This window comes from Burkholderia stagnalis (assembly GCF_039848545.1).
In the GTDB taxonomy this organism is placed as follows: domain Bacteria; phylum Pseudomonadota; class Gammaproteobacteria; order Burkholderiales; family Burkholderiaceae; genus Burkholderia; species Burkholderia stagnalis.
On sequence record NZ_CP156686.1, the window covers coordinates 1,302,820 to 1,317,758 of the forward strand.

Sequence of the window (14,939 nt, forward strand, 5' to 3'; positions counted from 1 at the left end):
CCGCTCAGCCGCTCAGCCGCTCAGCCGATCCGCCACCAGCGCGGCAGCAGGTCGCGCACCTCGCGCCGCCGGTAGCGGTCGTCGATCAGGTGCACCACCCCCTCGTCGTGCTCGGTGCGTATCACGCGCCCTGCCGCCTGCACGACCTTCTGCAGCCCCGGATACAGGTAGGTGTAGTCGTAGCCGTTGCCGAAGCGGGCGTCCATCGCGCGGCGCATCTGCTCGTTGACGTCGTTGACCTGCGGCAGCCCGAGCGTCGCGATGAACGCGCCGATCAGCCGCTCGCCCGCCAGATCCACGCCTTCCGAAAACGCGCCGCCCAGTACCGCGAAGCCGACGCCGCGCCCGCCCGCGTCGAAGCGCGCGAGGAACGCGTCCCGCTCGGCCTCGGCCATGCCGGGCGCCTGCGCCCACACGGGCACGTCCGGATGGCGCTCCTGCATCAGCGCGACGACGCGCTGCAGGTAATCGAAACTGCTCAGGAAACTCAGGTAGTTGCCCGGACGCGCCGCGTACTGCCCGGCGATCAGGTCGACGATCGGCGCGAGCGAGCGGTCCCGGTCGCGCCAGCGCGTCGACACATGGCTCGCGACGCGCACGGTCAGTTGCTCGGCGCGGAACGGCCCGTCGACGTCGAGCCAGCCGGTGTCCGTCGGCAAGCCGAGCGTGTCGCGATAAAAGTGGAACGGGCGCAGCGTGCCGGAGAACAGCACGGTCGCGCGGGCGGCCGAGTAGCGCGGCGCGAGAAAACCGGCCGGCACCACGTTGCGCACGCACAGTGTCGATTGCACGCGGCGCCGCCGGCCGGCCGGCGCAACGCCGTCGAGCCCCGGCTGGCGCGGCGTCGGCTCGCCGTGCAGCGTCGCGTCGAAGATCGACGCCTCGTCGAACGCATCCGCGAGCGCGCCGAACTGGATCGCGTCGAAATGGAAGCGCAGCAGCGCGTCGCCGTTCGCGCGCGGCGCGTCGGCGAGATGCTCGCCGATCGCCGCGACCAGGTTCTGCACGGCCGACACGAGCGAACCGGGGAGATCCGGATACGCGGCATAGCGCGTCTCCTGCGCGCGATTCAGCGCGCCCCACGCGCGGCCGAGCCGCTCGAACGGCTTGCGCAGCGCGGCCGGCGCCGCCTCGCGCGCGGCCGCGAACGCGAACGGATCGAGCGATGCGCTGTACATCTTGCGCGCGCGGTCGAGCAGGTTGTGCGCCTCGTCGACGAGCACGCCGATGCGCCACTGGTTCTGCTGCGCGAGCGTGTGCAGCATCGCGCTGCTGTCGTAGTAGTAGTTGTAGTCGCCGATCACCATGTCGGACCAGCGCGCCAGCTCCTGCGCGAGGTAGTACGGGCAGATGTCGTGCGCGAGCGCCGCCGTGCGCACCGTGTCGCGGTCGAGCAGCCCGCGGCCGATCGCGGCATCCCGCGCGGCGGCGAGGCGATCGTAGAAGCCGCGCGCGAGCGGACACGATTCGCCGTGGCACGCGTTGTCCGGATGCTCACACGCCTTGTCGCGCGCGACGAGCTCCAGCACGCGCAGCGGCAGCGCCGGCGTGCCCGCGCCGAGCGTCGCGGCTGCCTCGAGCGCGAGCGCGCGGCCCGGCGTCTTCGCGGTCAGGAAAAACACCCGGTCGAGCTGATCCTCGCCGCACGCCTTCAGCAGCGGGAACACCGTGCCGAGCGTCTTGCCGATACCGGTCGGCGCCTGCGCCATCAGGCAGCGCTCGTCGCGCGCGGCGCGATAGACGGCGACCGCCAGCTCGCGCTGCCCGCTGCGGAACCGCGCATGCGGAAACTGCAGCGCGCGCAGCGCCGCGTCGCGCGCGGCCCGGTGCGCGGTTTCGCGTTCGGCCCAGCCGACGAAGCACGCGCACTGCTCCGCGAAGAACGCCGCGAGCGCGTCCGCGCCGAACGTCTCGCTCAGCACGGTCTCGCGCTCGTGCACGATGTCGAAATACACGAGCGCGACGTCGACCTCCGCAAGCCCGCGCGTCGCGCACAGCAGATGCGCGTACACCTTCGCCTGCGCCCAGTGCAGCGCGCGATGGTTGGCCGGCATCGCATCGAGGCTGCCGCGGTAGGTCTTGATTTCCTCCAGGCGGTTCGACACGGGGTCGTAGCCGTCCGCGCGGCCGCGCACGGTCAGCGTGCCCCATGTGCCCGTCAGCGCAATCTCGGTTTCATAGCGTGCGCCGCGGCGCGACGTCACCGCGCCGTGGCCGGCGATGCCTTCGAGCGCGGTCGGCGCGGGCGTGAAGCGCAGGTCGAGGTCGCCGCGCCGCGCGGTGAACTCGCACATCGCCCGCACCGCGACGACGTAGCTCATGCGGATTGCCCCGCCGCCTCGGCACGCGCGACGGCATCGCCCGCCCATTCGACGTCCACCACGCGCACGGGCATCCCGTGCGCGACGCAGTATTCGAGCCAGCGCGTCTGGTTGTCCTGCAGGCGATCGCCGGGCCCCTTCACCTCGATCATTTCGTAGCGCCGCGCGTCCGGCCAGAACCGGATCAGATCGGGGAACCCCGAGCGGTTGCTGCGGATGTCGGCGAGCAGGCGCGCGAACCAGAGCCGCAGATGCGCGGGCGGCAGGCACGCGAGCGCTTCGTCGAGCAGCGCCTCGCTCAGCACGCCCCAGAACACGAACGGCGACTGCAGGCTCGCCTTCGTCGCGAAGTGGCGGCGGATCGTCTCCTGGTAGGCGCCGGAATCGAGCTGCGCGAAGCACGCGGCGAACGCGTCCGCGCGACGCGCGGCGAAATCGGGCGCATGCAGGTCGGCCGGCCCGCGCTGGAACGGATGGAAGAACGCGCCCGGCACGGCGGCGAACACGGGCTCCCAGCACAGCAGCCCGAACAGCGAGTTGATCAGCGTGTTCTCGACGTAGTGGACCGGCGCGTCCGGTTGCGCGAGATGGTCGCGCACCGCGTACTCGACGCTCACGAACGCGTCCGGGCGCGCGAGCACCAGCGTGTCGCGCGGCACGTCCGGCGCGGCGGCCGCGCGTTCGGCCGCACGGCCGAGGCGCCGCCGCAGGCGCGGCAGCATCCGTTCGACCCGCTGGCGCTCCTCGTCGCTTTCGAACGCGGTGCGCGCATCGAGGGCGAGCGCGAGCGCGTCGTCGTCGCGGCCGCAGCGTTCGAGCACGCGAATCCGCCGGTGGCGGCTGCCGGGCCACGCGCTGCGCGCATACGCGTCGAGCGCGAGCGGCCACGCGCCGCGCCGCTCGCCGGCCTGGCCCACCGCGAACAGCAGCTTCGCGCGGCGCGTCTCGAGCCACGGCTGCCCGCAGGCGACCGCGCCGATCGCGTCGACGAGCGGGTCGAGCGCGGTGTCGTCCGGCCACGCGTCGAGCGCGTCGCGGCACGCGTGCAGCGCGAGATACGCGTCGACGTCGCCGCGCTGCTGGAACGCGCGCGACGACGGCGCGAACGGCACGTTTTCGTACTGGAACACGCCGAGATCGGCGAGCACGAACTCGCTCCAGTCCTGATAGAGATTGCCGAAGAACATCAGCCGCAGGCGGTCGCACAGCGCGCCGACCGTCACGCGCAGCACGCAGTCGTCGGCCGCCGGATGCCACGCATCGAACGCCTGCGCGGCGGCGTCGTGCGCGGGCCGCAGCCGCTCGAGCCATTCGGCCTTGCGCTCGCCCGCCTGCGCGGCGAGCGCCGGAAACATCCGCAGCAGCTCGGCCTTGGTGGACAGCGCGAACACGTCGTCGAGCGTCAGCGCCGGCGCCGGATCGACCCAGCCCAACGCGACGAGCGGCGCGGCGGCCGCGAGCGGGCAGCCGATTTCGTCGTACGCGAGCTTGCTGGCGCGGAAATCGGGCCCGTTGCGCATCAGCATCCGCACGAGCAGCGCGCGCGACGCCTGCGGCAGCAGCGCAAAGGCATGCAGGAACGCGCGTTCGCCGTCGTCGAACACGTCGTCGTAGCGCTCGCCGAGCCAGGCGAGCGCGCGCTCGAAATTGGTGAGGTAGTAGAACGCCGGGGGCGCTGGCGAGGCAGGTGTCACGGAAATCGGTCACTGTACATTTGTACAGGTGCGAATCATAGCAAATGTGAAATCGGCCGCGCGCGCGTCAGAACTGGTAATTGACCGACAGGTCGAGCACGCCGTTCGTCGTCTGTTGCGTGACGGGGCTGTGCGCCGCGCGGCCGACGAGCTGCTCGATCGCGCCGTCCATCGTCAGGAACCAGTGCTTGTTCACGAACCAGACCATCGTCACGCCCGCGCCGACCGACTTGAGCCCGGCGCCCGACGAATAGCGCGGCAGCCCGGAACGTGCGGCCGCGCCGTCGCTGACACCGAACCAGCTGTTCAGGTAGCGTGCGTCGGCGAACGACACGGTCGGCCCGGCGAACCAGAAGAAGTGCTCGTTGCTGCCGGGCAGCGGCATGTACGCGGACAAGTCGCCGACCCAGCCGTTCGAGCCGCCGAGGCTGCGCCGCACGTCCGCGCGCAGCACGAGCGGGAAATCCTTCGAGATCACGTAGTCGGCCGACAGCTTCATCACCGGCGCGGGGTTGATGTTGTCGAAGCCGTTCAGGTGACCGACATCGTCCGACGAGCGGCGCCCGAGGTCGTAGCCCACCGACAGGCTGACGCGCCAGTTCGGGCCGCGCAGCACGTTCGCGCCGAGGCCCTCGCCGGTCGACAGGAAGAACAGGTCGCGGTAGCGCACGTCGACGTTCGGGCCGCCGAGCAGGCGATAGCGATCGGAACCCGCGTAGCGCGGCAGGAACGCCATCCCCGCGCCGACGCTCACCTGCCAGGTCGGCGGGTTCGGTTCGAACAGCTTCATCAGCGGCACGCCCGCCGAATACTGCCATTCGCCGAGCGGCGACGGTGTCTGGGCATGCGCGGCGGGCGGCACGGCCGCCGAGAGCGCCGCGACCGCCGACGCGCCAGACAGGAACCGGCGTGCGCCGGACGACAGCAACGGGCGAGCGATGACCATGAGCGGGTATCCGTCGGTTGCGCGAAACAGGGCAAACGCCGCACACCGCGTGCCGTACCGGCGAAACGCGCGCGGTACAAATGCAGCGTGCGCTGAATTAACGAACATCCTACGCGACGCGCGCGTGCGCGCCTAGCGCCCGCTGCATCCATGCGCCCGCCCCGCGACGGCGAACGTCAATCGCCGCGGCAGGTGCGCGCGGCGTAACGTAGACTTTCTGTGGATGCCTTCATCGCGAGCCGCGTTCATCCGCATCGGGAACGCGGCTTGCCGATACGCACTCGCCCGACCGAAGGAGGTTCGACCATGACCGTCCACGCCACCGGCAGCCGCGCTGCGCGCGCATCGGCCGCCGGCCCATCCCGCGTGCTTGCGTCGCAACGCAAGCCGCCGCCAGACAAGACGGAAGAACGCATCGACGAAGGGCTGGAAGAAACGTTTCCCGCGAGCGATCCGCCCGCGATCGGCGGCGGCACCCGGATCGATCCGGCAAAGCCGTCCGGCGAGCGCGGCAAGCACACACCGGCCACGCCGTCGAAACCGGACCACCGCGGCCAGGCCCGTTCACGCTAGTAGCGGGCTTGCGAACGCGCGTTGCCGGTCGTCCCCCAAGGGGACTTCCTTCAGGGCGCGTGCAAGAAGCAAGGAACGCCGTTTGGCCGAGCCAAACAAGCGACGCGCGACGCCGCAATGCGGCCGGCAACGCACGTTCCCCTGATCTTGAAAGTTCATTCGCGGGGCTGGCCGCATACGGCCCCGCACGACAACCGATGCCGCAAGATTTCGACGGCTCGGCCCCCGCCGCCGCGTCAGGCGACCTTGAACTGACCGACCGTCGCCGCGAGCTGGTGCGCCTGCGTCTGCAGCGCCGATGCCGCGGCCGTCGACTGTTCGACCAGCGCCGCGTTCTGCTGCACCATCTCGTCGAGCTGCGTGACCGCGCGGTTGACTTCCTGAATCCCGCGGGTCTGCTCGTTCGCCGCGTGGGTGATCTCGGAGATGATCGTCGTCACGTTCGCGACGTTGGTGACGATCTCGCTCATCGTCTCGCCGGCCTGGCGCACCTGCCCGGACCCGGCCTCGACGCTCGCAACCGTCGATTCGACCAGCACCTTCACCTCGCGCGCGGCCTGCGCGCTGCGCTGCGCGAGGCTGCGCACTTCCTGCGCGACCACCGCGAAGCCGCGGCCCTGCTCGCCCGCGCGCGCCGCCTCGACGGCCGCGTTCAGCGCGAGGATGTTGGTCTGGAACGCGATGCCGTCGATCACGCCGATGATGTCGCCGATCCGGCCCGACGCTTCCTCGATCTTCTCCATCGTCGAAACCACGTCCGACACGACCACGCCGCCGTGCGACGCGATCTTCGACGCGGCAGCCGCCCGTTCGTCGGCCTGGCCCGCCGCCGCGGCCGACTGGCCGACGGTCGCAGTGATTTCCTCCATCGACGCGGCCGTTTCCTCGAGGCTCGCGGCCGCAGCCTCGGTGCGCGACGACAAGTCCTGGTTGCCGGCCGCGATCTCGTTGGCCGCCGTGCGCACCGATTCGCTCGCGTCGCGGATCTGCTGCATCACCTGCTGCAGCTTGTTCACGAAGCTGTTGAACGAGCGGGCGATGTCCGCCACTTCGTCGCGGCCTTCGTCGGGCAGGCGCTGCGTCAGGTCGCCGTCACCGGAACCGATCGCGGCCATCGCGTCGCGCACCTGCGACAGGCGGCGGAACGCGGTCGCGGTGACCGCGCCGATGATCAGCGCCGCCAGCGCGATGATGACGACGAGCGTGACGACCGCCGTGACCAGGAACGAACGCATCGCCGCGGTCGCTTCGCTCTTGTCGAGCGCGACGAGCACGAACCAGTCGGTGCCGGGCACCGGCTGCCCACGGACGAGCTTGTGCGCGCCGGCGGCGTTCACCTCGAGGGGCGCGCTGCCCGACGCGATCGAGGCCGGGCTGACGCCGCCGAGATCGGCCGACACCTCGGCCACGGGCTTGAGCGTGAGCTTCGGGTCGGCATGCGCGACGATATGGCCCGCGCTGTCGATCAGCATGCCGAAGCTGGCCGGCGTCGGATGGATCGCCTTGACGTTCGCGATCACCGTATCCATCGCGACGTCCGCCGCCACGACCGCCTTGAGCACGCCGTCGCGCACCACGGGCGCCGCGAACGTGACCACCAGCTTGCCCGTGCCCGCATCGATGTAAGGCGGCGTGACGACCGGCTTGCCGGCCTGCGCGGCCTGCTTGAACCACGGCCGCCCGGTCGGGTCGTAGTCGGCCGGGATGCCGGTCGGGTCGGTGAACTTGAACGCCTTGTCCGCGTAGCCGACGTAGACGTTGATGAAGCCGCCGGCCGCGGCGATCTGCTTGAGCGCCGGCATCGCGTCGGGCGACAGGGTCGCGTCCTGCAGCGAGTCGATCATCTTCGATTTCGATGCGACCCACTCGCCGATCGCGCTCGCGTACAGGCTCGACGTGGACGACAGGCTGCTGTCGATATCGCCATCGCTGTACGTCTTCGCGACGATGGCGTTGATCAGGGCGCTCGCGACGAGCGCAAACGTGACGATGGCGACACTCACGGCAATAATCCGTGCGCGGATGGACGAGAACATGGCAACGACTCTGGTGGGGAGCGCGAACGCAAGATGGATGAATTCCCCGTGTAAACGGCGCATCCGGCGCTTTCTTGAGGGGCGCGTGCACAAGATTGATGCATTGACGGCACCCGCGCAAATCGGGGCCCGAGCTGCCGCGCATCGAGCGGCCGGGCACGGCCCGGCGCGGCGATGCAACGCCGTCAGCACATTGTCAGAACATCGTCAGCACAACGTCAGACCATCGTCAGCACGGCCGCGCCCGACACGCGTCCGGCGCGCAGGTCGTCGAGCGCCCGGTTCGCATCGGCGAGCGGGTAGCGCGTCGTCTCGATGTCGAGCGGGATCCGCCCCGCCAGCGCCATGAACGCGTCGCCGTCCGCGCGGGTCAGGTTCGCGACCGACAGCAGCCGTCGCTCCTCCCACAGCAGCGCATACGGGAACGACGGGATATCCGTCATGTGAATACCGGCGCAGACGACGGTGCCGCCCTTCTCCACCGCGCCGAGCGCGAGCGGCACGAGCGCGCCGACCGGCGCGAAGATCAGCGCCGCGTCGAGCGGCTCCGGCGCCGGCTCGTCGCTGCCGCCGGCCCAGCATGCGCCCAGGCGCAACGCGAGCTGCTGCGCGACGGTGTCGCCCGGCCGCGTGAACGCGTACACGCGGCGGCCCTGATGCCGCGCGACCTGCGCGACGATGTGCGCGGCCGCGCCGAATCCGTACAGGCCGAGGCGCCGCGCGTCACCGGCCAGCGTCAACGCGCGATAGCCGATCAGCCCCGCGCACAGCAGCGGCGCGGCCTGGACGTCGTCGTAGCCCGGCGGCAGGCGCAGGCAGAAGCGTGCATCGGCGACCGTGCGTTCCGCATAGCCGCCGTCGAGCGTATAGCCGGTGAAGCCCGGCGTGTCGCACAGGTTCTCGCGGCCGCTCGCGCAGAACGCGCAATGGCCGCAGGTATGGCCGAGCCACGGCACGCCGACGCGCTCGCCGATCGCGAAGCCGCTCGTGCCTGGGCCCAGCGACGCGACGGTGCCGACGATCTCGTGGCCGGGAATCACCGGGCGCTTCGGCGCGCGCAGGTCGCCGTCGACCACGTGCAGATCGGTGCGGCAGACGCCGCACGCGCGGACGTCGATCAGAAGCTGGCCCGGCCCCGGCGACGGATCGGGCAGCTCGCGCAGCGTCAGGTGCGGCGAATGGCCGTCATAGACGCTGGCTCGCATGCCGGGTGGGCTCCGTGGATGTGTGGCCGGGCGGCGCGTTGTCCGCCTGCCGGCCGTGATCGGCCTGCGCGGCCTGCGCGGCCTGCTCGTCGAGCTTGCGCATCCGGTCGCGCAGGTGACGGATCGCAAATACGTGAACGTAGTCGTGCACGCGGGCATCGGCGGCCAGCACGCGCACCTCGTCGTCGATCATCGTGCGCAACTGGTCTTCGCTGATCGCGCGCTGCGCGGCGAATTCCTTGAGGGATTCCAGCAAATTATCCCGGGACATCGACGGACTCCTTACAGTCGAGGCAAGCAGAGAGAGAGGGATCTATTGGCAGCGTATAGACAGACAGGCGATGCGACGGATGCTGCATCGCCGCGCCCTTGCGCTGCGTCAACGACGCGGCACGATGCACGGGCATCGGGCATCGGGCGTCGCGACCCGAGAAGAATCGGCAGCGGCCGGGCTGGTGCGGACTTGCGCCGCACGGGCAATTCGATGAAAGACGCACTTACCCCGAAAGCGCGGCGCCGACGCGCTGGCACGTCATGGACATGCATCAGCGGTCGGCGTAACAGCCAAAGTAGACCGGACGACACGCATCGTCAAGCCGCTCGACCTTTGTATCGTTCGTTGAAAAACGACCGGCCGGCGCCGCGCTTCCCGCCGCCATGCAGCGATGCCGCAGGTATGCGCAGGCATCGGGCGACGGCCCGCTTCGGGTAAACAACGAGCGTCGCATGCCGTGCGCGCCGCGCCCCGCCACACCGCGCGCGGCCGTCGATCGGCCGCGCGCGTGTCAGGAAATTCCTATGGCGCGGCGGATTTCCTGACGCCGACTTCAGCGTGCCCTGATTGGAAGCGAACATTCCCCACACGATACTGATGCCATGGACAGACCGTTCATGCCGGGCCATCGCCCAGCCGGCCGCCGAGCCGGCACGCGGGTCAGGCGGAGGAGACCACTCATGTCATCTGGCACGTTTTCGAACGGCAACGGGCAACGGCGCACGAATGCCGAACCCAAGCCGGCATCCGACGCCGCGTCGCGCGACGATCTGGAGGCGCTGCTCGCGCTCGCACGCCAGGCCGGGCTGCTCGTCACGCTCGACGGGCAGATCGGCCGGGAGAAGTACCAGAGCATCGCCGGGTCGGTGGCCGCGCTGCAACGGTTTGCCGCGGCGCTGCGCCAGCAGGCCACGCGCGAGGCAGCCGCACCGCCGGCGCCCCGGCATGCGACGCGACGCAGCCGCGCGCGCGTGCACCACGGCAGGCGCTTCTCGCCCTGCCGAGCCTGCCCGCTCGAGGCCGTGCGCCACCATGCGCACGCGCGCCACGGCGGGCGTCAGCGGCGCAGCGCGCGGCCGGGCTGCGCGTCCTGAGCGCCTACGCGGCTGGTGCGCCAAGAGGCGCACCGCTTCAGCGCCTCGCCGGCACGGGCGACGCTCGCCCGCTCATTCTCCGATCGGTTGCAGGTCTTCCGGCTGGCGCTGGCCCGCGGTCGTCAATTCGCTGCACAGGCCTTGTACGACGATTTCCGCGTCGACCGTTTGCCTCGACAAGATGCCGGATCTCGGCAACACGTTGGTGTAGTAATGCGCGCCCTCCACCACGAATCCCGTCGCCCACATCCGCGAATGCGGCACGCCGCCGCGATCCTTGACGCGCAAGTCTTCGGCGATGTCGATCCCGCCCGGGTGATAGTCGCCGTTCATCAGCGGCCGGATCATCCCGCGCTTCAGCAGGCTGGCCGACAGCGTCGACGAATCGGTGAGCGGCGAGTATCGGTCCGATCGGGCCGCGATGACCACGTCGACAGCCGTGCGCTCCTCGTAGGCTTCATGCTCGACACACACCCGGTACGTCCAGTCGTCGCCGGTTTCGACGCGCGTGCGAGAGCCGCCCGCCACCTGAAGGATGCCGGCCTCGAACAGCGCGAGCCATTCCTCGTTGCGCCGTAGCGGCGGCCCGAACGAAATCCGGTTGATGATCGGGTTGAATTCCTCGATGAAGTATCGGTGCGACTCCGCCGACATGCCGTTGAATTCCACCGTGGCGCGCAACGCGTCACGCGCGTCGCGCAGCACGTCGGTCGCGGCCTTGTACCCGCTCGCGCAGTTGCCCCGGTACGCTTCCTGGAGATCTCGCTTCATCGCGTCGATGAACCATTGCCGAAACGCATCCGGCCGCTCGAACGTACGCTCGCGTATCGGCCACAGGATGGCGTGAACGATCCGCACTTCCTCCGCCGTCGGTTCGAACCCGGCCGGATCGACTTCCGCACCGCCTTCGGCGATGCGATAGGCCAGGGCCATTTCCTTGACGATCAGCGGAAGGACTTCCCGCGAGAAGTCGATGCCGGAACGCCCTGCCGCAATGGCGCGCCTGCGCAATTCGTCGGCCGCCTGCGGCGTGTAGAACCGGCACGCGTACTGCCCTTTCTGCCCCTTCTGATTGACGCCGCGCGCCGCGAAAGGCAGCGTGTGGCGCGACCCGAGCCAAATCCTCGGCTCGTGTCCCGACGGCACGTAAACCAGCCGATCGCCCGCCGTGCGATACGTGCCGCCACGGCCGATGGTCAGCGCCGACACGACGTCGTGGGCCGTCAGCCCCAGCCCCCGCACCGCGACGCGCGCGCCCGCATCGATCGCATCGAGCTTTTCCACCGGATACGGCGCTGCGACATAGGCGAGGTGCGGATTGAACGAACGCCCGGCCAGTGCGAATGCCGCCAGCTTCCTGTCCTCGTCGTCGGACGCCCGCGTGCCGTGCCCCGTCGCGAGCACGACGAACTGCGCGGCGATCGCGTCGGCGCGATCCAGGTCGATCGCGTAGCCGCCCGCAGCCGGTCGAATGTCGATCGCCCTGGCGCGAACGTGACGGACCGCGATATTGGCCGGAAGCGCCGCCAGCACCTCGCGCCCGAATGCGGCGAGATACTTTCCGAGCAGGCTGCGCGGCAAATGGTGGCGCTCGGTCAGCTGCTCGCCGCCAGGCGCGACCTCGATCTGATACCCATCCGCGAAACGCCGGTATCCCTGGCGCTCGGCCCAATGCAGGAACGACGGCTTCGCGTCGCCGCCGACCGCGCTCACCGGCGGATACATCGTGATCTGCGCCGCGAGCGTATTGATCATCAGATGCCCGGCCTGCGCCGCGGAGTGCGCCCCCTCGCCGAGATCGCCCGGGTCGATCACCACGACCTCCAGGCGGACGTGGTCGGGAATGCTTTCCCGATATTCCAGCAGCCGCTCCAATATAGACAAGGCGCGTGGTCCGCCGCCGACGATCGCAAGCCGCAAACTCGCCATATGGCACTCCTTGGTGCACTGTGGCCCAGAATTCCGCGCAACGCCGGCATGGTGTTGCGCGCCCGGCGTCAACCCGCGGGCAGACCCGCGTCAGTTGCTGCCCGAGAGCGACGCATGGCCGCGCGGCGCATCGCCGACGTCCAGCAGGCGTCGCGTGCCCTCGGCAACGGGCGTGAAATCCCTCGCCGCGATGAATTCCGGCCTCGGCCGCGCCGACGGGGGCAGCACATTCTCGACGCTGTTGTACGTGATGTAGAGCATGGTCCGGTCGTAAGGCGACATGTTCGCGGACGACGCGTGATAGACGTTCGGATGGAAGAACATCACCGAGCCGCGCTTGAGTTTCGGCACCGTGACGCCGTGCGCGTCCGCGAGTTCGGCAATCAGCTTGCGATTGGCCTTGTACTTCATCTCCGCGCCGAAATACTGCTGCCAGTCGTCGCCGCCGTTGTCGCGCACTTCGACCGGATACTCGCCCCCACGGTGCGAGCCCGGGATGAACATCAGCGGCCCGTTGAATTCGTAGATGTCGTCGAGCGTGATGCACGCCGTCACCGCGCGCGGCGCCTGCATCTGGTCGGCATCGCGCCAGAACGTGAAGTCCTGATGCCACTCCCAGCGCTCGCCGATGAAAGCCAGCTTCGCATTGATCTTGAACTGGTGAACGTACACCCGGCTCCCCAACAGCTGCTCGGCCGGCCGGATCAATTGCGGCACGCGGATCAATTCCGAGAACACCGGGTTGCGCAGATGAGAACCGTTGACCGCGCGCGGGCGCTCGGTTCCGTCTTCGGCGACCAGCCCCACTCGATCCTCTCCCAGCTCGCGCATGGCCTCGTGTTTCAAAAGCGCCATCTCCTCCCGCGTGAAATCGTCGTCGACGATCAGCAGCCCGTCGTCCTCATATCTTCCAATCTGGGCCTGGGTCAGTTCCATAAGATCTCTCCGTGGGAAGCTTCTCTTGATGACGGTTTCATAACGGCGGGAGTGATGCAGCCGGGCATGATTGCGCCCGATCGCCCGGCGGTATTTAAAACGCGCTTTCACGAAGACAACATGCGGCCTTTGCGAAAGCGCCTCTTGAATCAGACTCGGAACACTATGAAGGCAACGATATTGACCGGGCAACCTGTAAGAAATTTCACTTGAATTTTCGCGCATCCCGTTTCACGATAAATTAGCCAAATCGAGTTATTGAAAATAGGGATAGATCGAAGAGAGGAACGTGACGATCAGGTTTGACATTAGCGCTCGCTTCGCCCTATTCTCCGTTGAATCGCTCATTCGCCGTAAAGCTCTGGTTCGCAGTTTTATATAGCGTTGATTTACCTTGAATCAACCCGAAAAAGCGAGTAAGGAGTATTCACCATGCTGCTGGAGGCATCACATCGGCAATCCAGTCCAGGATCCCGCCGTCTCGCGGATCCATTGCTTCAGAAGCTCTGTCGCATCGCGGAGCTGAATCCTGAAAAGACCGCCGTAATCGATGCCCGTGGGTCATATAGTTATTACGATATATTTTCAAGCGGCCGGACTTTCTCCGCGGCTTTACAGAATGCCGGCATCGGCCCGAATGCAATCGTCGCGCTTTCAATGCGCAAGGAATGCTCGTATATCGAGGCGGTAATCGGCTGCCTGCTTTCCGGCAACGCATTCCTGCCGATCGACCCGGATTATCCGCCGGAACGCAAGCGCCATATGATTGCCGATTCCGGTGCGGTGGCGGCCGCCATCAATTTCGATATGTGCACGCCTGTCGACGTTCCGATTCTCCTGGATACGCGCACGCTCCCGCCGGGCAATGCGCCTGATTTTCCGGACGAATTGCGCGCCGCCTACACGATCTATACGTCCGGCACGACGGGCCGCCCGAAAGGCGTGCCGATCGAATCAGCCGCATTGGCCGATTTCATTGCCGTCCAGGGTGCGACGCTGGCGGTCACCGGCGCGAGTCGCTTTGCGTCGATTGCGTCGATCTCGTTCGATATGTCGATCTGGGAACTGTTCATGGCGCTGTGCCATGGCGCGACCCTCGTCATGCTCGATCGCGACACCATCGTCGACGGACGAAAGCTCGGTGCGGCGCTCGACGCGCATGCCGTCAGCCATGTGCTGATGACGCCGTCCATGTTGTCGCTGCTGCCGGCAGGCGCATATCCGGCGCTTCGCTATGTCGTCTCGGCGGGCGAAAAATGCGGTTCGCAGAACGTGAAAACCTGGTCTCCCGTGACGCATTTCTTCGATGCGTACGGCGCCACGGAAGCGACGATTTATACGACCATCGTCCGCAAGACGCCCGATACGCCGCCGGCCTGCGTCGGCCAGCCCATGGCGGGCAGCGGGATCGCCATCATCGATTCGAACGGCCGCGAGGTAAATAACGGAGAAACCGGTGAGATCTGTATCGTCGGAAACGCGGTTTCTCGCGGGTACCACAATCGGCCGGAATTGAATGCGAACGTGTTCATCGAGCTTGACGGGAAACGGGCTTATCGCACCGGCGATATCGGCTATCTCGACGAATCGGGTTTCCTGTTCTGCAAGGGCCGCCTCGACCGGCAAGTCAAGTTCAATGGCTACCGAATCGAACTCGAAGAGATCGAGCGAGTGGCGAATGAGACGCTGCTCGTCGCCGCATCCGCCGCCGCGCTTCATACCTCCGAATCCGGAAAGACGTTCCTCTATCTTTTCGTCGTGCCGCGCGATGAAACGGATTTCAAGCCGCTCGCCTTCCGCGAGGCATTACGCAGGGTTCTGCCGATGTTCATGATGCCGAGCCGGATCTTCGCGGTTCCGGCCATGCCAGTCACTTCCAGCGGTAAAGCCGATATCTCCCGTTTAATGACCCTTGCTCACGAAAATTGAAC

General features: G+C 68.1%; 10 protein-coding genes and 1 pseudogene. 3 read left to right on the forward strand and 8 right to left on the reverse strand.

Features of this window, described 5'->3' with window-relative positions; genetic code table 11:
* Nucleotides 1-20: 20 nt before the first annotated feature.
* From ABFO07_RS22540 to ABFO07_RS22550, 3 genes are all read right to left on the reverse strand, one after another.
* Nucleotides 21-2,321, reverse strand: a complete 2,301-nt coding sequence (locus ABFO07_RS22540; RefSeq protein WP_347469594.1) for an ATP-dependent DNA helicase — start codon at nt 2,319-2,321, stop codon at nt 21-23.
* Nucleotides 2,318-4,015 (reverse strand): VRR-NUC domain-containing protein, encoded by a 1,698-nt coding sequence (locus ABFO07_RS22545; protein ID WP_347469595.1) that lies wholly within the window; start codon nt 4,013-4,015, stop codon nt 2,318-2,320. Before ABFO07_RS22545 ends, ABFO07_RS22540 begins: the two co-directional genes overlap by 4 nt.
* 67 nt (nt 4,016-4,082) lie before the next feature.
* Nucleotides 4,083-4,961 carry a MipA/OmpV family protein gene (locus ABFO07_RS22550; protein ID WP_059961384.1) on the reverse strand — a complete coding sequence of 293 codons (879 nt, stop codon included), beginning with the start codon at nt 4,959-4,961 and terminating at the stop codon, nt 4,083-4,085.
* A 306-nt stretch (nt 4,962-5,267) separates the two neighbouring features.
* Here ABFO07_RS22550 and ABFO07_RS22555 point away from each other — a divergent pair, with 306 nt between their 5' ends.
* Nucleotides 5,268-5,534 (forward strand): hypothetical protein, encoded by a 267-nt coding sequence (locus tag ABFO07_RS22555; RefSeq protein WP_059910981.1) that lies wholly within the window; start codon nt 5,268-5,270, stop codon nt 5,532-5,534.
* A 236-nt stretch (nt 5,535-5,770) separates the two neighbouring features.
* On the opposite strand, the gene ABFO07_RS22560 is transcribed toward ABFO07_RS22555, so the two are convergent.
* From ABFO07_RS22560 to ABFO07_RS22570, 3 genes are all read right to left on the reverse strand, one after another.
* A complete protein-coding gene (locus tag ABFO07_RS22560) occupies nt 5,771-7,570 on the reverse strand; it encodes a methyl-accepting chemotaxis protein (RefSeq protein ID WP_059566742.1) in 1,800 nt (599 codons plus the stop codon).
* A 218-nt stretch (nt 7,571-7,788) separates the two neighbouring features.
* Nucleotides 7,789-8,775, reverse strand: a complete 987-nt coding sequence (locus ABFO07_RS22565; protein ID WP_060027367.1) for a zinc-dependent alcohol dehydrogenase family protein — start codon at nt 8,773-8,775, stop codon at nt 7,789-7,791.
* Nucleotides 8,756-9,046: a DUF3562 domain-containing protein gene (locus tag ABFO07_RS22570; protein WP_059807656.1), complete on the reverse strand. Its 291-nt coding sequence runs from the start codon at nt 9,044-9,046 to the stop codon at nt 8,756-8,758. Before ABFO07_RS22570 ends, ABFO07_RS22565 begins: the two co-directional genes overlap by 20 nt.
* A gap of 683 nt (nt 9,047-9,729) precedes the next feature.
* On the opposite strand from ABFO07_RS22570, the pseudogene ABFO07_RS34790 reads away from it, so the two are divergent.
* Nucleotides 9,730-9,954 (forward strand): annotated as a pseudogene (locus ABFO07_RS34790) (hypothetical protein); the annotation flags it as partial.
* Nucleotides 9,955-10,215: 261 nt separating this feature from the next.
* On the opposite strand, the gene ABFO07_RS22580 reads toward ABFO07_RS34790, so the two are convergent.
* Both ABFO07_RS22580 and ABFO07_RS22585 read right to left on the reverse strand, forming a co-directional pair.
* The gene (locus ABFO07_RS22580; RefSeq protein ID WP_063888846.1) at nt 10,216-12,072 is read right to left on the reverse strand and encodes an FAD/NAD(P)-binding protein; all 1,857 of its coding nucleotides are present in this window, start codon (nt 12,070-12,072) and stop codon (nt 10,216-10,218) included.
* Nucleotides 12,073-12,162: 90 nt separating this feature from the next.
* Nucleotides 12,163-13,119, reverse strand: coding sequence for a phytanoyl-CoA dioxygenase family protein (locus tag ABFO07_RS22585; RefSeq protein ID WP_167361404.1), 957 nt, complete (start codon nt 13,117-13,119; stop codon nt 12,163-12,165).
* Between the two features lie 321 nt (nt 13,120-13,440).
* Between ABFO07_RS22585 and ABFO07_RS22590 the strand changes: the two genes are divergently transcribed.
* Nucleotides 13,441-14,937, forward strand: a complete 1,497-nt coding sequence (locus ABFO07_RS22590; RefSeq protein ID WP_081059700.1) for an amino acid adenylation domain-containing protein — start codon at nt 13,441-13,443, stop codon at nt 14,935-14,937.
* Nucleotides 14,938-14,939: the final 2 nt, after the last annotated feature.